Annotated in this window: 14 protein-coding genes and 8 tRNA genes; 2 read left to right on the top strand and 20 right to left on the bottom strand. The window is 27.4% G+C overall.

The window, feature by feature from the left end; translation table 11 throughout:
- Window positions 1–116: 116 nt before the first annotated feature.
- Complete coding sequence (locus ACNI3D_RS03895; protein WP_419768321.1) at window positions 117–4,436, top strand: TIR domain-containing protein; 4,320 nt, start codon at window positions 117–119, stop codon at window positions 4,434–4,436.
- A 91-nt stretch (window positions 4,437–4,527) separates the two neighbouring features.
- Here ACNI3D_RS03895 and ACNI3D_RS03900 read toward each other — a convergent pair whose 3' ends face one another.
- The 3 genes from ACNI3D_RS03900 to cowN form a co-directional block, all read right to left on the bottom strand.
- Window positions 4,528–5,727 (bottom strand): acetate/propionate family kinase, encoded by a 1,200-nt coding sequence (locus tag ACNI3D_RS03900; protein ID WP_419768322.1) that lies wholly within the window; start codon window positions 5,725–5,727, stop codon window positions 4,528–4,530.
- Window positions 5,728–5,755: 28 nt separating this feature from the next.
- Complete coding sequence (gene pta / locus ACNI3D_RS03905; RefSeq protein ID WP_419768323.1) at window positions 5,756–6,754, bottom strand: phosphate acetyltransferase; 999 nt, start codon at window positions 6,752–6,754, stop codon at window positions 5,756–5,758.
- A gap of 232 nt (window positions 6,755–6,986) precedes the next feature.
- The gene (gene cowN / locus ACNI3D_RS03910; protein ID WP_419768324.1) at window positions 6,987–7,301 is read right to left on the bottom strand and encodes a N(2)-fixation sustaining protein CowN; all 315 of its coding nucleotides are present in this window, start codon (window positions 7,299–7,301) and stop codon (window positions 6,987–6,989) included.
- 99 nt (window positions 7,302–7,400) lie between these two features.
- Between cowN and ACNI3D_RS03915 the strand changes: the two genes are divergently transcribed.
- On the top strand, window positions 7,401–8,402 hold the full coding sequence (locus ACNI3D_RS03915; protein WP_419768325.1) for an AraC family transcriptional regulator: 1,002 nt from the start codon (window positions 7,401–7,403) through the stop codon (window positions 8,400–8,402).
- Here the strand turns inward: ACNI3D_RS03915 and ACNI3D_RS03920 are convergent.
- The 17 genes from ACNI3D_RS03920 to ACNI3D_RS04000 form a co-directional block, all read right to left on the bottom strand.
- On the bottom strand, window positions 8,399–9,595 hold the full coding sequence (locus tag ACNI3D_RS03920) for an acetate/propionate family kinase (RefSeq protein ID WP_419768326.1): 1,197 nt from the start codon (window positions 9,593–9,595) through the stop codon (window positions 8,399–8,401). The two genes, ACNI3D_RS03915 and ACNI3D_RS03920, sit on opposite strands and share 4 nt — an antisense overlap.
- Window positions 9,596–9,682: 87 nt before the next feature.
- Window positions 9,683–10,312, bottom strand: a complete 630-nt coding sequence (locus ACNI3D_RS03925) for a 3'-5' exonuclease (RefSeq protein WP_419768327.1) — start codon at window positions 10,310–10,312, stop codon at window positions 9,683–9,685.
- The gene (locus ACNI3D_RS03930) at window positions 10,312–12,129 is read right to left on the bottom strand and encodes a putative nucleotidyltransferase substrate binding domain-containing protein (protein ID WP_419768328.1); all 1,818 of its coding nucleotides are present in this window, start codon (window positions 12,127–12,129) and stop codon (window positions 10,312–10,314) included. The genes ACNI3D_RS03925 and ACNI3D_RS03930 overlap by 1 nt, the downstream gene beginning before the upstream one ends.
- Window positions 12,130–12,250: 121 nt before the next feature.
- Complete coding sequence (locus ACNI3D_RS03935; protein WP_129100075.1) at window positions 12,251–14,104, bottom strand: sodium:solute symporter family protein; 1,854 nt, start codon at window positions 14,102–14,104, stop codon at window positions 12,251–12,253.
- A gap of 12 nt (window positions 14,105–14,116) precedes the next feature.
- On the bottom strand, window positions 14,117–14,371 hold the full coding sequence (locus ACNI3D_RS03940) for a DUF4212 domain-containing protein (protein ID WP_129100076.1): 255 nt from the start codon (window positions 14,369–14,371) through the stop codon (window positions 14,117–14,119).
- A 175-nt stretch (window positions 14,372–14,546) separates the two neighbouring features.
- A complete protein-coding gene (locus ACNI3D_RS03945) occupies window positions 14,547–15,209 on the bottom strand; it encodes a response regulator transcription factor (RefSeq protein ID WP_129100077.1) in 663 nt (220 codons plus the stop codon).
- Window positions 15,190–16,770, bottom strand: a complete 1,581-nt coding sequence (locus tag ACNI3D_RS03950) for a sensor histidine kinase (RefSeq protein ID WP_419768329.1) — start codon at window positions 16,768–16,770, stop codon at window positions 15,190–15,192. Before ACNI3D_RS03950 ends, ACNI3D_RS03945 begins: the two co-directional genes overlap by 20 nt.
- Window positions 16,771–16,842: 72 nt before the next feature.
- A tRNA-Asp gene (locus ACNI3D_RS03955) sits at window positions 16,843–16,919 on the bottom strand.
- Window positions 16,920–16,937: 18 nt separating this feature from the next.
- Window positions 16,938–17,013 (bottom strand) — tRNA-Val (locus ACNI3D_RS03960).
- Between the two features lie 3 nt (window positions 17,014–17,016).
- Window positions 17,017–17,091: transfer RNA gene (locus ACNI3D_RS03965), tRNA-Glu, on the bottom strand.
- A gap of 33 nt (window positions 17,092–17,124) precedes the next feature.
- A tRNA-Lys gene (locus ACNI3D_RS03970) sits at window positions 17,125–17,200 on the bottom strand.
- 8 nt (window positions 17,201–17,208) lie between these two features.
- Window positions 17,209–17,285, bottom strand: a tRNA-Asp gene (locus ACNI3D_RS03975).
- A gap of 21 nt (window positions 17,286–17,306) precedes the next feature.
- Window positions 17,307–17,382 (bottom strand) — tRNA-Val (locus ACNI3D_RS03980).
- 3 nt (window positions 17,383–17,385) lie between these two features.
- Window positions 17,386–17,460, bottom strand: a tRNA-Glu gene (locus tag ACNI3D_RS03985).
- Between the two features lie 53 nt (window positions 17,461–17,513).
- Window positions 17,514–17,589, bottom strand: a tRNA-Lys gene (locus tag ACNI3D_RS03990).
- A gap of 40 nt (window positions 17,590–17,629) precedes the next feature.
- Window positions 17,630–18,136 (bottom strand): CinA family protein, encoded by a 507-nt coding sequence (locus ACNI3D_RS03995; protein WP_129100079.1) that lies wholly within the window; start codon window positions 18,134–18,136, stop codon window positions 17,630–17,632.
- A 69-nt stretch (window positions 18,137–18,205) separates the two neighbouring features.
- Window positions 18,206–19,558: an FAD-dependent oxidoreductase gene (locus tag ACNI3D_RS04000; RefSeq protein ID WP_419768330.1), complete on the bottom strand. Its 1,353-nt coding sequence runs from the start codon at window positions 19,556–19,558 to the stop codon at window positions 18,206–18,208.
- Between the last annotated feature and the right edge of the window lie 108 nt (window positions 19,559–19,666).

Genomic DNA, 19,666 nt, shown 5'->3' on the forward strand with positions numbered 1-19,666 from the left:
TTAAATTCTAAATTTGTTTTATATTATTTTGGATTAATTTTACAATTTTTACATTTGTAAAATATTAAGTAAATGTTAAGTTATTCTATATATAATTCTTAATTTAGGAGTATATTATGAGTAATTTAGTTAATGCATTTAAACTTTTTTTAGATACTAACGAACTTGGCGCAACAGATACAAGAAAATTGAATTCTATTTTAGAAAAACTTGATGATGAAAATAAGATTTCTAAAGAAGATGTACTTTTTGTAATAGCAAAAAGTAGTAAAGATAAAGATGGTTCATATAGAAATTTTGTATCAAGAATAATACAAGCAATTAGTTTAATAAAAGAAGAGGCAACGGAAGACATAAAAGATGTAGTTAATACCCTTAATATCGAAAAAATAAAAAGAGATAATAAGGATTATTTAAAGTTTTATGGAGAGTTTCCTCAATTACCTAATACTGTAATTTCAAATATTAACTATGCTGAAGATAAATATATTCAAGCGCTTGGAACTGATGAAAGACTAAATATTTTTATTAGTTATTCAAAAAGAGATGAAAATAAAGTAAATTTATTTCAAGAAACTTTAAAAAGTGTTGCAAAAAGTAAAGTAATTACTTGGACTATGGTTGAATTAGTTCATGGTATTGATTTTGATAAGCAGATAAAGAATAAGCTTAACTCGTGTGACTATGGCTTTGCTATGGTGTCTGAAAACTTTTTAGATAGTGAATATATAAAGGAAGTTGAACTTAAAAAATTACTTGAAGATAATATACTTTTCCCAATTTTATTAGAGGGTAAATTTAGTGAATTAAGAAAAAAATATGATGATGAAATAATTCAAAAATTGTTTGATAGTCATATATTTTATTTAGGAGATAGAGGAAGAATAGATTCTTTTAGTGACATGCATAACAATGAATCTCGTAAGCATTTTATTGATGAAGTTATTAATGCATTAGAAAAGAGAAAAGTATATGATTTGGAACAAGAAAATGTATCCAGAGAAAATCATTTGAATTATATTAATAGTAGAAAAGAGTATAACTCATTGTTATATATAAATTCGCAATGTTCTCTTCAACATATTGAAACATCTCTAGAAAAAACACTAAACGATACAAAAGGATTAGAGAGAAAAATAAATTTACAAGAAGATATGGTTGCATGGTTAAAAGAAAAAAATACACCTATATATGCATTACTTGGTGAATATGGAGTAGGAAAAACATTTAATACAAGAATGTTTGCTTCAAAATTACAAGAATTAAGAAAAAAAAATATTATAGTACCGTATTCAATATATATTGATTTAAGAGATACGCCTACCTTTATAGAAAAAAATGGCTCAAAGCGACAAGTAACTCTAGAAGAGCTTATTTCAGAGATTTTAAGACTATCAAATAATAAAGAACTATGTGCAGAAAAAATTGTTGAAGATAGTAAGAATGGAAAGGCAATTATAATTTTTGATGGATTGGATGAAAAGTTAGTACATTATTCTAAAGATATGAAAAATAAGTTTTTAAGAGAAATAATAAATATAATTGATGTAGATAAATTCAATACAACAAATCAAAAAATAGTAATTTCTTGTAGAACACATTATTTTGAAAGTATAAAAGAACAAAATTCATTTTTAAGAGATAATGAAAGATTTGATTTGGGAAAGATAAATTATCGTGCAGTTGAAGTTCTTCCTTTTTCTTTAGAACAAATAAAATCCTATATTAAGAATATATTTCCTAGTAAAGATATTCCAAAATTGATGGGTTTTATATCGAGTGATCAATATTTAGAATCAATTATTAAAAAACCGTTAATGTTAAATAAATTATCTGCAATTTTACCTAAATTAGTAGAAGAAAAGAAAAGGAATAGAAGAATAACATCTAGATTATTTTATAGTGCATTAATTGATGATACTTTAGCTAGAGATAATGAAAAACACACAATTAGCATAAGAGATAAAAAAAGACTCTTGAAAGAGATATCTTTTATGTTTTATACAAAAGGAATACAAAGTATTGATATTGATAAGTTAAATGATTGGCTTAATACATTTATATATGACACAAAAGTATTCAAGAAATATCAAAATAAAGATTTTGACTTATTAGAATTAGATTTGAGAAATTCTACATTATTGGTAAGATTTGGCGAAAAACAATTTGGTTTTTCACATACATCATTTTATGAATATTTTATCAGTGAATATATAATTGAACATTGGGAGAAGTTTGAGTTTTCTAATTCAATTTCTCAATTGACAAAAGAATTTGTTATTGAAGGAATTCAAGAACGAGATGACTATGATAGAAATGAATTAATTGAAAAAATACTAATAACATTAGAAAAAGAGACAACTAAAAATAAAAGATTTGCTTTAGATATTTTTGCACAATTAGAAGTTTCTACAAAAAAAATATACTTAGATTCTCAAGTTTTAGATTATTACAAATTTGAGAAATTTAATTGTAAAGAGTTTAAAATATTTAATTCTTCACTCTATTCTGCTGAATTTAGTGAATTAGAAATTGAAAAATTAATAATTAAAAACTCTAATTTAAATGAATCAATGTTTGACAAATGTAATATAAAAAATATCAGTAAAGATGAGAAAAGTTTTATGAATTATATTACTGATACAGAAAATATATTTAAAAATAATTTAGATGTTAATAATTTACATAATTTTCCAATGGATAATCAAATAAAAATAGAATCAGTTAATATCCATCCAAGTAAATTCCTTGAAGTAAAAGAGAATAAAGATAGATTATATACTGTTTCAAAAGATTGTATACAAATATTGGAAAAAGATACTTTTTATTGTGAAAAAAGTATCTATTGTAATCAGATAAAAACAATAGATATAGATGATAACTACATATATTGTGGTTGTCATGACGGATTAAAGATTTTATCAAAAAAAGATTATAAATTAAGAAAATCTTTTTTAAAAACTACCTCAGTTCAATTAATTGCAAATTCAGAAAAAAATATATATGAGTATTCTCATGAAGGGATTAAAATATTTGATAAAAAAAGTTTTGATTTAAAAATGACATTTTATGAAAATAATGTAAATGCAATTCAGATTATTGATAACGAAATATATTGTTGTTCAGAAAATACAATTAAAATTTGGAATGAATCAAGTTTTGAGATGATTAATGAGCTAACATATGGTATTCATAAAGGAATGGTTGTAGATAGTGAATATATGTATGTTTTAACAAATGAAAGGCTATATAAAATTTCTAGAAGTGAATATAAAGTAGATAAATATATTTATTCATTTAATCATATTGTTCATGATGATAAGTATTTATATGTCTGTAATGAATCGTCAATTTCAATACTTGATAAAAATAATTTGAATATTGTTTATTCTATGTCAATAGTTGATGAGATAAAGAAGATATATTTATATCATAAAAATTTATATTTAATAAGAAATAGAGGAGTATATATTTTTAATACAAAAGATAAAATAATTAAAAAAAGTTTACTAAATACAAGAATAAATAGTTTATTTCATGATGAAAGTAGTATATATAGTATTTCAGAATATGGTTTTAAAGTTTGGAATAAAATTAATTTTAATTATGTAAATACTTTGTTTAGATTTAATATTAATACTATTAATAGTGATGAAAAGTATATATATTTAGGATTTAATAATTATGTAGAAATATTAAATAAGAATGATTATACTCATTTCTGTAATTTGGATGAGTATTCTGTAAAGTCAATATGTGTTGATGAATATATTTATATAGGAACTAATAATGGTGTAAAAGTATATAATAAAGACGAATTTAAGTTAATTGCACAATTAGATATGAATTGGGTTAATGAAGTAGAATATGATGAAAATTTTATTTATGCAATATCTAATTCTTACATGCAAATTTGGGATAAAAAAACATTTAAAAAGGTATGGAATATCAAGATTAATAATTTAAATTGTATTAAAATAAATAATAAATATATATTTTTAGCTTCTTTTGATAACTTATATTTAATTGATAAAATAAATTTTAAAATAGAACATACATTATCTTTCAATAAAATTCTTAACTTTGAAGTAAAAGATAATTATGTGTATATTTGTACTAATAATCACTTGAAAATTTTAGATATTGATAATGATTTATTAGAAAAAGTTGATTTATTATATGAACATTCTCAATATGTATCACAAGACTCTGATTATATTTATATAATAACAGATAGATTACTTGTTTTAGATAAGGATACTAATGATATTGAGTTTACAATTATTGATTGTTTAGGAAAAGATTATATATTATTTAATCATAAAAATAATTTATTATGTGGTACTAAAAAATCTTGGATGTATTCTAATGTTGTTAATTCTAATAAAGTTTATAGTTTGGATAGTTTAAAGAACTTTAAACTTTTAAATAAGTGATAAATTCTAAATTTATTTTTAATATAAAATTGTAAGAAATAAAAAAAGGTAAGAATTTATATTCTTACCTTTTTATTTTAACTCTAAATTATTATCTAGATTCAGTAACTACTTTAAATGTATCATTTGCTATTACATACTCTTCATTTGTAGGAATTACAAAGATTCTTGAAGCTGAACCATTTGTTGCTATATCTCTAGCTGTTTTTGATCTTTTGTTGTTTTTAACAGGGTCTAAAACTAATCCCATAGCATCAAGACCTGCACAAACTTTTTCTCTGATTAGTGCTGCATTTTCACCAATACCACCTGTGAAGCATAAAGCATCAACACCATCAAGTGCCGCAACATAAGAACCTACATATTTTTTGATATTATAAGCAACCATGTCAACAGCTAGTCTACATCTTTCGTCACCATTTTGCATACCTTCAAGTACTTCTCTAAGATCTGATGATTTTCCAGAAATTCCTAAAATACCTGATTTTTTGTTCATAATGTCTAAGGCTTCTTCTATTGTCATACCCTCTTGATGCATCATATATTGTAAAGCTCCAGCACCAACATCTCCAGATCTAGTACCCATCATAAGACCTTGAACGGGAGTTAGTCCCATAGAAGTATCAATACATTTACCATCATGAACAGCAGAAACAGAAGAACCATTTCCTAAATGACATACGATAATTCTAGTGTTATGTTTTCTATCTAACATTTGTCTCGCTTCATTTGATACAAAGAAGTGACTAGTACCATGGAAACCATATTTTCTAATACCATGTTTAGTATATTGGTCATAAGGAAGAGCATACATATACGCATAATCTGGCATTGTTTGGTGGAATGCTGTATCAAATACTGCAACATTTGGTTTACCAGGCATAAGTTCTTGACAAATCTCCATACCCAAAATATTTGCAGGATTATGTAATGGAGCAAGAGGGATAAGTTTTTTCATTGTCTCAATTACTCTATCATTTACTAAAATTGAAGCTGAGAATTCTTCTCCACCATGTACTGCTCTATGTCCTATTGCTTCAATATCATTGATTGAATCAATAACTTTACCTTCCCCCGAAGTTAAAGTTGATAAAACAGCTTCAATAGCCTCTTTATGTGTTGGCATAGAAATATCTAATTTTAATTCTTTATCTTCACCAAATTCATGTGTTAAAACTCCATCGATACCTATTCTTTCGCAAATACCAGATGCAAAAACTTTTTTAATAATTGGATTCATTAATTGATACTTTAATGATGAACTTCCTGCGTTTAAGATGAATACTAACATAAATAAAACTCCTTTGTTTGATTGTTAATTATTTTACTACTTGAGTTGCTGTAATAGCTACTAAATTTGAAATATCTTCAATAGAACAACCTCTTGAAAGGTCATTTACTGGTTTGTTTAGACCTTGAACAATAGGTCCATGTGCTGCAGCCCCTGCAAATCTTTGTACTAGTTTATATCCTATATTTCCAGATTGTAAATCAGGGAATACTAAAACATTAGCTTTCCCTGCTACTTTTGATCCTGGTGCTTTTGAAGCCCCCACCGCTTCAATTATTGCAGCATCTGCTTGCATTTCACCATCAAAAGAGAAGTCAACATTTCTCTCTTCTAAAATCTCACAAGCAAATTGAACTTTATCAACTAAAGGATGTTTTGCACTTCCTTTTGTAGAAAAAGACAACATTGCAACTCTTGGTTCTAATCCAACAACACTTTTTGCAGTTGCTGCTGTTGCACTGGCAATATCTGCTAGTTGTTCAGCATTTGGCTCTGGATTTACAGCACAATCTGCAAATAAAATAAGTCCATTATCTCCAAATTTACCATCGGCAGTTTCCATAATAAATGTAGAAGAAACAGTGTTTATTCCTGGTGCTGTTTTAATAACTTGTATTGCAGCTCTTAAAACATCTGCTGTAGGTGAACTTGAACCCGCAACTAAACCATCAGCATCTCCAAGTCTTACCATCATACATCCAAAGAATCTAGGTTCAGTTGTCATGATTTCTCTAGCTTCTTCTTCTGTTAATCCCTTAGCTTTTCTAAGTTGAACTAATTCATCTACATATTTATCTAAATCCTTAAAAGATTTTGGATTTATTATAGAGGCCCCATCAATATTTGCATCGCATGCTTTTGCATCTGCTTTGATTTTCTCTTCATCTCCAATTAAAATTATATTCGCAGTTTTATCTTTTAAAACTTGCTGTGTTGCTTTTAAAACTCTTTCATCTTCAGATTCTGGAAGAACGATAGTCCTTAGTTCCTTTTTGGCTTTTGACTTAATATTCTCAATTAGACCCATAGAATTAACCCTTTCTGCTTAATTTGTATTTAGATTATATTTTACTAAGATAGCATTAATATAGCAAGAATGTATAATCTAAAAAGTACATATTTATTTTATGAAATGTATTACCAAAAGATACATAATTTGTACATATTTTAATTTAAAATAAAAATATGGGAAGAAAAGTAATATAAAAGTAGGTTTATAAAATTTATTTTAATAGTAGTTGTGTTTCAAGAGTGTATTATTAACAACACTCTTGTTCACATTTATTTAATGCATTAATTGCTTGTTCATCTTCTGCTTTTTCAAAAAGTTCATCTAAATAGAAGCTATTAGAACATACTAAATATAATAGTTCTTCTTTTGTATCAGATTTTGGATCTCTATCATAATATGCTTTAGGAATCATTGGCACAATTTTTTTCCAATAAATATTCATATTTTTGGGATCTTCAAGTACTCTTAACATATTGTCAATAACCACACAAGCATTTTCAAAACAATCAATATTTTTAAAACTTTCATAGCTTTCGTTTACTCTTATTTCAAAATTAGACATTTTTTCTCCTAGATATTGTTTAAAAATTATACAGTTTAATATATAATTTGATATGCTATGAAATGAAAAAATATTGACATTTTACGAAAATGGAGTTGTATGGCACAGGTTTCTTCTATTACATTTCACTATATACTCAAAGCACTAGAAAAAAGTACTTTGATATTAATTGATGAAATGTTAAATCAAGTTAATTTATCAAAAAACATTTTACTAAAAGAAGATAGTAAAATAGATAGTTCAAAGTTATCTGATATTTTTAATTATTGTATGAAAAAAAGTGGTGATTATACTTTGTCTTTAAAAATAGGCAGTTCTATTACTTATCATTCTTTAGGAATTTTAGGCTATTTATTACTAAATGCCAAAAACTTAAAAGAGGTGATTGAAAAATTTGATTATTATCAAAAAATTATTAGTGGATTTATAAAATTTCATTTAATAAAAGATGAACAATATTATAAAATACTTATATATATAAATGAAAATCCAATGATACCAGTACCAAACTTTCATGCTGAAGTTCATTTAAGTGCAATAATGGCAATTTTAAATCAAATTATTGGTTATAAAATCACTCCTGATTTAACAAGTTTTTCAATAGGTGGTTTGGAAAATATTGAAAAATATAAAGATATATTTGGTGAAAATATTATTTTTAGTAAAAGTGAAAATGCAATTATATTTAAAATGGATAAATTAAATATAGAAATAAATAATTCAAACCCAGTAATGTTAGAACATTTTGAATCACAAGCAAATAATATACTTGAAACTATGCAAGTAAGTACTTGTTATTCAAAAGTAAAAAGAGAAATTTTAAAGAATATTGGAGAAAATGATATAAGTATTGAATTTATAGCAAATAGACTACATGTTAGTATTAGAACATTACAATATAACTTAAAATCTGAAAATAAAAAATTTAGAGATGCCCTGTTAAGTGTTAAGATGCAATTAGCAAATCATTATATAAAAAATACAAAAATGGATTTTGGAAGTATCGCTATTTTATTAGGATATAAAGAGTCTAGCTCATTTTTTAGAGCTTATAAAAAGTATTATAATCAAACTCCTAAGAGTTTCGAAGTAAAGGGTTAGTTACCCTTTACTAGCTTATATGTATCTTGTGCTATTACTAGTTCTTCATTTGTAGGAATTACAAATATTCTTGTATTCGAATCTTCTGCACTTATTTCTCTATTTTCTTTTGATCTAATTTTATTTTTTTCTTTATCTAGTACTATACCCATAAAGTCCAAATCAGAACAGGCATTTTCTCTTATTAAATCTGAATTTTCACCAATACCAGCTGTAAAACAAATAGCATCAACTCCACCCATTAATCCTGCATATGAACAGATAAATCTTTTGATTTTATTACATAACATTGTGATTGTAACTTTTGCTCTTTTATCTCCATCATTGGCAGCTTTTATTACTTCTCTTAAATCAGAACTGATACCAGATAGTCCTAAAATACCAGATTTTTTATTTAGATAATCAATTATTTGATGTGGATCCATATTCTTTTTCCCCATTAAATATGGAATAACACCAGCGTCAATATCTCCACATCTAGTTCCCATAATTAAACCTTCTAGTGGAGTTAATCCCATAGTTGTAGATAATGATTTTCCATCTTTAACTGCACAAAGTGAAGAGCCATTTCCTAAATGACAAACAATAATTCTAGTATCTTTTTTGTTTCCTAAAAGTTTTATTGCTTCTTTTGAAACATAACTGTGACTTGTCCCATGAAAGCCATATTTTCTTAATTTAAATTTTGTATAATCTTCATGTGGAACAGCATATAAATAGTTTTCAGGTGGCATTGTTTGATGAAATGCTGTATCAAATACAGCAACATTTGGTTTTCCTGGTATTAATTCTTGACAAATTCTCATACCTAAAATATGAGCAGGATTATGTAAAGGTGCTAAAGGTATTAGCTCTTCTATTTGTTTGATTATTTTTTCTGTGATTATTACTGATGATTTAAAGTGCTCCCCACCATGAACAACTCTGTGCCCAATAGCATCAATTTCATCAATAGAATCAATAACTTTTGTTTCATAAATAGTTAATGTTTTTAAAACAAGTTCTATTGCTTCTTTATGTGTTGGCATCTCTATTTCAAAAGTTAATTTCTTATTTACACCAACTTCATGTTTAAGTATTCCATCAATTCCAATTCTTTCAACCAATCCACTAGCTATTGCTTCCCCTGTTTTAGTATCCACTAGTTGATATTTTAAAGAAGAACTCCCCGCATTTAATACAAGTACTAACATATATAACTCCCTTCGTTATAATTTAAGGTAAAGATTATAGTAGTATTTTTTGGAAATACTTATTAAGTTATTATTTAAATTTGTTTGTTAAGTATAAAATGTTGATTTGGCAGCTGGTAAGCCTTTTAGTTTTAGAAAAATCATAGAAGTCATTATTGCATCATTTAGAGCATCGTGTTTTCCCAATAGTGGTATATCTAGTTCTTTCATTATTGTATCAAATTTTAAATCAACAAATTCATAGTCACTTCTTCTTTTTTTAGTTTTATAATACATAGAAGATACTTCAATTGATGAGTTTGGAAGTTTTATTCCAATATATTTTTTTGTGTATTTTGAAATAATTGCCATATCAAATTTTATGTAATATCCAACAATAACTCTAGAACCTATGAATTTAATAAGTTCATAAATAGCTTCTTCTGGGTCAATTGCATTTTCTAAATCTATTGGTCTTATTCTATGAATAAGAATTGATTGCGTAGATATTTTATCAGATGGTTTTACATATATGTTAAATGTTTTGCTCATTAGCACTTTATTTTCTTTAATAATAACTGCACCAATAGATAAAATTTCATCTTTTTTGGGATTTAGACCTGTGGTTTCACAATCTAAGCAAACATATTCATTTTTTGGTTCTTCATCAAAAAGATATTCAAACTCTTTTTTTATGAGTTTTTTCTTTTGCAGATTTCTAAAAAAGTTTCTGAACATTATGAAATCTTATCTATTCTAAATGTATATGTAATGAATTTCTTGAAGTCAATTACAATTTTAAAACTATCTTTTAATAAATCCCTTTCTATTTTTCCCAAAGAATGAGTATCTATTTCATTATTTATTTTTTTATTTTCTTGAAGTTTTAAAAGTTGTGATTTTAATCTTAAGGTACAAAGTACATCAAATGCTTCCAATAACTCATTTGCCATACTTGGTTCTAAAACTTTTTTTCTCTCTAAAATTTTGATTCTTTTTACTGTTGTTGTTTCTCTAATTCTTTCTCTTAGTGCAAGACTTCTTACTCCTTGTACAATTGGGAAAATACCTGTTTTCTTTATATCAATATAGTGAGTTTTTGTCATAAAATTTGCAATAATATTTGGTGTATCAAAGGCTAGGGTTGCCTTTGCAAAATATGCCATAAAAACATCTTTGTCATGTAGTTTATTAAATAAATCATCTTTTAATTTGATTAATAACTCTTTATCCCCTGCAACTGCAAAAGAGTCAAAAAATATTGCTAAATCCATATAATTTTGCATATCAGGTGCTTCAATCCATTTTTTTGTTTCATCTGTGTATGCTTGAAAACTTTTACACCAAAATGGATTAGAAACCATTATATTACCTTCACAAGGTGGATAACCAAAATCTATTAATGTTCTTGTTATCTCTTCCATATATGGTCTATATTGCTCAACATCAACTCCATCTTTTATAATTAAAGCATTATCTTGGTCAGTTTTTATGATTTGTTCATTTCTTCCTTCACTACCCATAACAACCAAACAAGCACTGTTTAGTAACTCTTTTGGCATAATTAAACTATATAGTTTTTTATAAACTTTTGTATTTAATTGACCAATTAAATTTGATATATGATTTACTTTTACACCTTTTGCATTTAAAATTGTAATTGTATTGATTAACTCAATACTTGCTTGTTTTAAATCTTTTATATTTGAGGCTTTTTTTATTTTTGAATCTACTACGTAAGTATGATTTGCAAAGTGTGATAAAACATCAATTTGTTCTAAAATGCCTATCATATTTCCACTATTATCTACAACACCAACTCTTTTTATATTTTTCTTTATTAGTATTGAAAAGGCATCGAATAAATAGTCATCTTTATTTACAGTTAAAAGCGGGAAAATCGCAATATCATCTACTGGAATTGTCAATGTTCGTCCCTCTAATAGAACTTTCATTTTTAATAATGAGTCTGTTATAATCCCATACTTTCCATCTTTTTGAACAATGATAGTTGAAGTATTAAATTTTATAGAATTTTCAATTGCATCAATTAGTTTTGTCCCACTTTGAACAATACAAGGTTCGTGAGTAACTGTATCAGATACTTTAGCAATCATGAAAGATGATAGTTCTGAAGTATATTTTTTTTCTTTTAAATTTTGTAATTTGCTTACTAAATTATTTAAGAAAAACTCTTTAAACTTAGCATTATTTTCAATTAGAGTAAGAAAAGTCTTTTTTTCTAATTCATAACAAATTAAATCTTCTTTCACTATAAAATTGTTTTTACATTCACCATAAATTAATGAATTTGCATCAAATGAATCTTCTTGATGAAAATCCATGACCAATTGCTCTTCACTTGTAATTTCATGAACAGTACCTTTTATTATGATAAAAAAATGAGTCGAAACTTTTTCAGGACTTAATATCGTTGTATCTTTGGGATAATAGGCAATATCCATATTTCTAATACAAAGTTTCATTTCTTCTTCATTTAAAACTTCAAAGGGATGAATATTTGATAAGAAAGATTCTTGGTCTCTTAAACTCATTTAAAACCTTTTTTAAAGTATTGTACTCTCTTATTTATACTCTTCTAATAAATAAAGTAGAAATAAAAAAGTAAAAAAAAAGTATACCCGAAGGTATACTTTTTAGTAACTAATCCTAAGATTAGTGATCTACAGCGTCACCCGCACCTGAAGGAATTCTAATTCTTTCAACAAGATCTTGAATCTCTTGTGGTGGTGGAGGAGTCATTCTTGATACAATCATTGCAACAATTAAGTGTAAGATTGTTCCTATTGTTCCAATACCAGTTGGATCAATTCCTAAGAAATAATTTGCTTTATCTCCACCTAAAAATACGAAGTAAACAATGTATCCAAAAGTAAAGATAAGACCAGTTAAAATACCAGCAATAGCACCTTCTTTATTCATTCTCTTATCAAATACCCCAAGAATAATTGTAGGGAAGAATGCAGCAGCAGCAAGTCCAAATGCAAATGCAACAACTTGTGCAACAAATCCTGGAGGGTGAATCCCTAAGTAACCAGCAATACAAATTGCAACTACCGCAGAGATTCTAGCCCACATTAACTCAGTTTTTTCATTTAATGTTGATTTACCAGTATCTTTATCTTTGAAAATAACTTGCCCCATTAAGTCATGAGAAATTGCAGAAGCAATTACAAGTAATAAACCAGCAGCAGTTGATAATGCAGCAGCAAGACCCCCAGCAGCAATGAATGCAATTACCCAATTAGGTAAGTTAGCAATTTCAGGATTAGCAAGAACCATGATATCTCTATCAACATATAACTCATTTTCTATTTTCCCACTATTTGCAGCAGGAACAGCATTTGTAGTTATTCTTTCCCCATATTCTCCAGTTTTAGTACCATCGAATGCAGGTTTACCTTTAAATGCAGCATCCGGAGCATATTGAATTTTACCATCACCATTTCTATCTGTCCATGCTAATAATCCACCATGTTCCCATGTTTTAAACCATTTACCATTATTACCTTCAATCTCACCATTAACGAAAGCTTTATATTCAACATTTTGAACATTTTTAATTAAGTTAACTCTTGAGAATGCAGCAACTGAAGAAATCGTTGTATACATAATCGCAATAAATACTAATGCCCAACCAGCAGATACTCTAGCATCTTTAACAGTTGGTACTGTAAAGAATCTAACGATAACGTGTGGTAAACCAGCTGTTCCTAACATAAGAGCAGTAGTTAACATAAATACATTTTTTAAGTTACCTGATTCAGTATATGCTTTAAAGCCTAAGTCAGTAACTGCAGTGTCTAATGCATGTAGTAAATATGTACCTTCTGGAATAACTCTAACACCATCATCAAATGCAAATGTTGTAGTATTAAAAATACCTAATTGTGGTAAAAATGTATCAGTTACTTGTAACGATAAGAAAATTGCAGGAATCATATATGCAAAAATCATAACAACATATTGAGCAACTTGTGTATATGTGATACCTTTCATACCCCCAAGAACAGAATAGAAGAATACAATACCCATACCAATAAGCACCCCAGTATTAACATCAACTTGTAAGAATCTTGAGAAAACGATACCAACACCTCTCATTTGTCCAGCAACATATGTGAACGAAACGAAAATAACACCAATAACAGCAACTAATCTTGCTGTATCTGAATAATATCTGTCACCAACGAAGTCAGGAACAGTAAATTTACCAAATTTTCTTAAATATGGAGCAAGTAACATAGCAAGTAGAACATATCCCCCTGTCCAACCCATTAAGTAAGCACTTCCATCAGAACCTTTGAACGATATGATACCTGCAAGCGAAATAAAAGATGCCGCTGACATCCAATCTGCTGCTGTTGCCATACCATTTGCAACTGGGTGAACCCCCCCACCAGCTACATAGAAATCCTTAGTAGAACCAGCTTTTGCCCAAAGAGCAATACCAATATAAATTGCGAATGAGATACCTACGAATAGATAAATTAATGATTGTAATTCCATACTCTATTTCTCCTATTCGTGAACGCCATATTTTTCGTCAATGCTACTCATTAATTTAACATAAACGAAAATAAGAACAACAAACACATATATTGCACCTTGTTGTGCAAACCAAAATCCAAGTTTAACACCACTGATTTCTATAGCATTTAATTCATTAATGAATATAATACCACATCCGTAAGAAACAACAAACCAAACTATAAGAAGTTTAAAGATTGTTGAAATATTTTCTTTCCAATAAGCCTGAGCTTTTTCTGGACTCATAGGTTCTCCTTTTTTGAATTTATCAAAAGAAAAAGTTTCTCTTTTAATAATTAACAATGTAATTGTAATAAGGGTAAATAGCAAAAGGGTAGCAATCGAATGATTTTCTGAAGAAATTTTGAAATTTATGTAAACTTTATGTAAATAGGATCATAAAGTACCAAATAAAGGTACTTTATGATGAATAGTATCTTTCTACTTTATATCCAAGTCCTCTAATATTTTTAATAAAGTCTTCTTTTAGTGCTTTTTTTAATCTTGAAATTTCTGCTCTAATTGTAGGATTATCTATATCTTCTGCATCCCAAACATCAACTCTAAATCTTTCAAAATCTACAATCATATTTATATTAAGTGCAAGTATATGGATTATTTCTAATTGTTTTTTAGTTAAATTTTGAGCTTCATTATTAAAATATAAAATTTTATCAGTTTTTGAATATGAATAGTTTTCAGAAAATTTTATATGAGAAGTAGTTTGTTTGTCTTTTTTCAAAATTTGATTAATTTTAATACCAAGCTCCTCTAAGTGAAAAGGTTTTTTTATATACTCTCTACACCCAAGTTTGTATGCTTTTGTTATGTCTTCTATATCTATAAGTGCAGTAATGAATATTGTAGGTACAAATGTATTTTTTTTATTTAATGTATCTAGAATATCAAAACCATTTATAGTAGGGACATTTACATCTAATATCAATAAATCATAAGATGTATCTACATTGTCTAAAACATCTTGACCATCAGTAAAACTAGTGACTCTATGTCCAATATTAGATAAGTATTCACTTATGGCATTATTTAACATCATTTCATCTTCAAGAAGTAGTATTTTCATTTGTTGTAAACCTATATGTAAATTTTGTATTCTCATTTGTTGAATCTAAGTTAATTATAACCTTATTCTTATCACAAATTTCTTTTACGATTCTAAGACCCAATCCAAAGCCACCTCTAGCATCATTTTCCCTATAGAAATCATTAAATATTTTTTCAGTATTTTCTATTCTTTTTGAAATTGTTTTAACTTCAAAAATTATTCCTAAGTCATCTTTTAGTAATTTAATATAAATAGGGGAGTCTTTAAAAGAGTATTTTATTGCATTGGAAATATTATTATCTAAAATTCTTTGTAATAGAGTTTTATTAAAGTTTATAAAAATAGGGTCTTGAATATTGGTAACAAAAAATAGTGAATTTGAAGTACAAATATCATCAAAGAAGTCTAATCTATTTTTTAAATATTCTGAAAAATTAAAAAATTCTTTTTCATAGTTTACCCTATCTTTTTTTATCATAAAAGACAAATCATCAAAAATATATTGGATAGTTTTTGCTCCACTTTCTATGTTTCTTATGTATTTGTTAGTTGGATTACTCATTTTATATAAATCAAGATTTGTTTGAATAATAGATAAAGGTGTATTTATTTCATGAACAGAGTTTTTAATAAACTTTTTCTGTTTTTCAATTAATTGAGTTAGTTGCTTTGTTTGTTTTGTAACAGTTGTTTCTAAGTGAGTATTTAAATCACTTAACATATTGTTTTTGCCTTTAATACTATGCATTGCATCATAGGCATAGTTAGCAATAATTTTAAACTCACCAAAAATGATTTTATTTTGATTTATAGGATTATCATTGTTTTGTGAGTCCTTAAAATACTTTCCTATAGCTTTTACATCATTGACAATAAGAATAGTTGCATTTTTGTATATAAAAATAGAATATAGAACTAACATAATAGTTAAAGATAAAATTTGAAGAGTATAATTTGAAATCTTTTCATCGTATTCAAATTGCTTCTGGGCAACTATTTTATCCAAGTCAGTTAAATATACACCAGTTCCTACTGTCCAGTTCCATGGTTCATAAGACAAGGCATATGAGATCTTTTTTACTTCCTTTTTGTCTTTATGTTTAATCCATAAATATTCAACATATCCTCCTGCATTATCTTTTGAAACATTGATAAGTTCTTTAACTAATTTTTTGCCTGTTTTATCAGTATAATTAAGAAGATTTTTTCCAACTAATTGTTTTGATGCAGGATTGTAAATTGCTGTTCCAGAATAATTATAAATAAATAAGTAATTGTCTTTTTTATTTTTATCTCTCATATTTTCAATTGCTTCTAAAATATCTTTTTGAAGTTCTTTTTGAGATTTTGCATTTTTATATTTTTTGTCGTAAAAGTCTATAAAATTAATTACATTTTCTATTTCATTTTTCATTTTATATTTTTGTTTATTTGCATAATCAGTTTTTATTATTTCTATTTTTTCTTGAAAGTCATCAAATGCATTTTCTATTATTATAAAAGTAAAAAAAGATATTAGAATAATTATAAAAATAATACTGTAAAGAATTAAGTGATAAAGAGATTTTGCTTTAATCATATTTTGTCCTATTTGAGATAAAAGAGGATATCAAATTTTAGATGATAAAATGATTATGTGAGATTTTAATAGTGGCGCGGCTGAAGGGACTCGAACCCTCGACCTCCTGCGTGACAGGCAGGCGTTCTAACCAACTAAACTACAGCCGCACTATTATTTTAAAAAAATGGTGGTCGATATAAGACTCGAACTTATGACATCTACCTTGTAAGGGTAGCGCTCTACCAACTGAGCTAATCGACCGATTGGTGACCCCTAGGAGACTCGAACTCCTGTGATTGGAATGAAAATCCAAGATCCTAACCGCTAGATGAAGGGGCCAATCGAAATATTTGAAAAGTTTACTTTTAAAAGTGGTGACCCGTAATGGATTCGAACCATTGGCCCCCTCATTAAAAGTGAGATGCTCTACCAACTGAGCTAACGGGTCATAAATAGTGGCGCGGCTGAAGGGACTCGAACCCTCGACCTCCTGCGTGACAGGCAGGCGTTCTAACCAACTAAACTACAGCCGCACTAATTTATAACACTTAAAATGGTGGTCGATATAAGACTCGAACTTATGACATCTACCTTGTAAGGGTAGCGCTCTACCAACTGAGCTAATCGACCGATTGGTGACCCCTAGGAGACTCGAACTCCTGTGATTGGAATGAAAATCCAAGATCCTAACCGCTAGATGAAGGGGCCAATCGAAATAATGTGTATTAAAAATAAACATGAAAATAAATCATTTTAATTAATGGTGACCCGTAATGGATTCGAACCATTGGCCCCCTCATTAAAAGTGAGATGCTCTACCAACTGAGCTAACGGGTCGTCTTAATTAAAATGGAGTGGAATTATAAGAAAAATTTTTTTATTTGTCAAGGGTTTTTTGCAAAAATTTTGAAATTTTAAATAATGAACTTTTTGCAGCTTGAAATTGTACTTCTTCTCTGTTACCAAAAAATTGAAATATATCTATTTCTTGATAACCATCATCTCCCATTATTCCGATGATTACATGACCTACAGGCTTAGTTTTTGTACCGCCATTAGGTCCTGCAACTCCAGAAATTGCTATTGCATAATTTGCATCAAATTTTTTTATTACTCCACTTAACATTTCCTTAACTGTTTCTTTGGAAACTGCTCCAAATTTTTCTAAGGTTTTATTTTGTACATTTAGTTCTTGATTTTTTATTTTATTTGAATATGAAACTATACTTCCATTAAAAATATTTGAAGATCCAGATATCTTAGTTATAAGTGAAGCAACTAATCCTCCTGTACAAGATTCAGCACAAGTAATACTCTTATTATGTTTAAGTAATAAGTTTTGCATATCAATCATATCTTGTTCATTAAATATCTCATTAAACATGTTATTCCTTTAATATAAAAAAAGGGTATGAGAAGCTCCCATACCCTTTTAAATAGTTATAAAACAATATTATTCAGTTAAATCTGCTAAAAATTGTTTTTCATCAAATTCTAGGCCTAAATAATCAACAATATATCTTATATCTCTTTCTGCATTTCCTAAACATGAAGTTGCACCGGGGCTTGGAGTCATATTAAAAATAATTCCATTACCTGGATTTATTGATGCTTCACCTAACATAAGTTTTTTCTCTGTTTTATTTAAAACTTGAGGTCTAACTCCTCCAAATCCTTTTGCATACTCTAAATCATCTTTACTTAATGAAGGAACAATTTTTCTTGCATCTTTTACAAAAAGACCTTTATTGATTCCTGGTACTTCAAATAAGAAGTTTTTAAATACATAGTTTCTAATTTCACTATCTTTTACTAAGTCCCACATAATTTTCATAATGCTTCCATCGAAATTCATAGTTTTTATGCATTGGAAGAATGATTTTAGGCCTTTATATCTTTCAAGTACTAATAGTGCAAGTGCTGTTGGTCCAAATCTAGTTTTACCATCACATAAAATATCAGGGTCACCATGAAGTGCAGCAAATGGTAATTTTGGATTTTGCACCATATAAACTTTTCCATTTAAGAATTTATCATTTGTAAGGTAAAAGCTTCCTGCCATTGATAAAGAACCCATATCTTGTCCATATCCCATTTTATGAGCTAAAAACAATGAATGGGCTCCTGCATTAACTACAACAAAGTCTGCTGTATAGACTGAACCACCTATTGTACTAACTTTAAATTTATCACCAATTTTTTCAATAAATTCAACTTCAGAGTTATAATATATGTCAGTAATTTTTTCAGGATCAGCTTTTTGCCCAGCTTTTGCTAATTCTTCTGTCATTAATCCATATTCAACAGTTGTATATTGGTCATTTGCACCCATAGCAATAATTGGTTCTGGTCTTTCTACTTTTCTATCTTTATCAGCATAAACTAATAAAGGTTCTAATTCTTTTAATTTTTCCTTATCCCACAATTCTAAATATGGAAAAACTTCTTTAAATTCGTTATATCTATTTTTGATAAATTCGACTTCTTTTTCTCCAACACCTAAAGCCATCTTTTGATGTTTAAACATAACTTTATCTTGTAAGTTATATTGAAGACAGAACTTCTCAATCATTTTTGCAGTTCTTTTTGTGATTTTTGCTTTGTCTAAAGTATAGTTAGTCTCTATATCACCAACATGAATTGTTTGTGAGTTACTTGTACCTTTTGAGTTTAAAGTTGCCAAACTTTCATATTTTTCAAGCATACATATGCTTTTAATATTTGTATATTTCGCAAATTCATAGAATGTCGCAGCACCCGAAATTCCACCACCTACAACTAAAATGTCATAATGTTTATTACTCATTGTTCAAATTCCTAAAATAAAATATAGCAAAATAATAGCATAGATAATAAAAATTAATCTGAAATTTAATGTAAATTTATGGGCAAGTACAAAAATATTCTATTTAGT

This window comes from Arcobacter siniprincipis (SeqCode), from assembly GCF_048571125.1.
Taxonomy (GTDB): domain Bacteria; phylum Campylobacterota; class Campylobacteria; order Campylobacterales; family Arcobacteraceae; genus Arcobacter; species Arcobacter siniprincipis.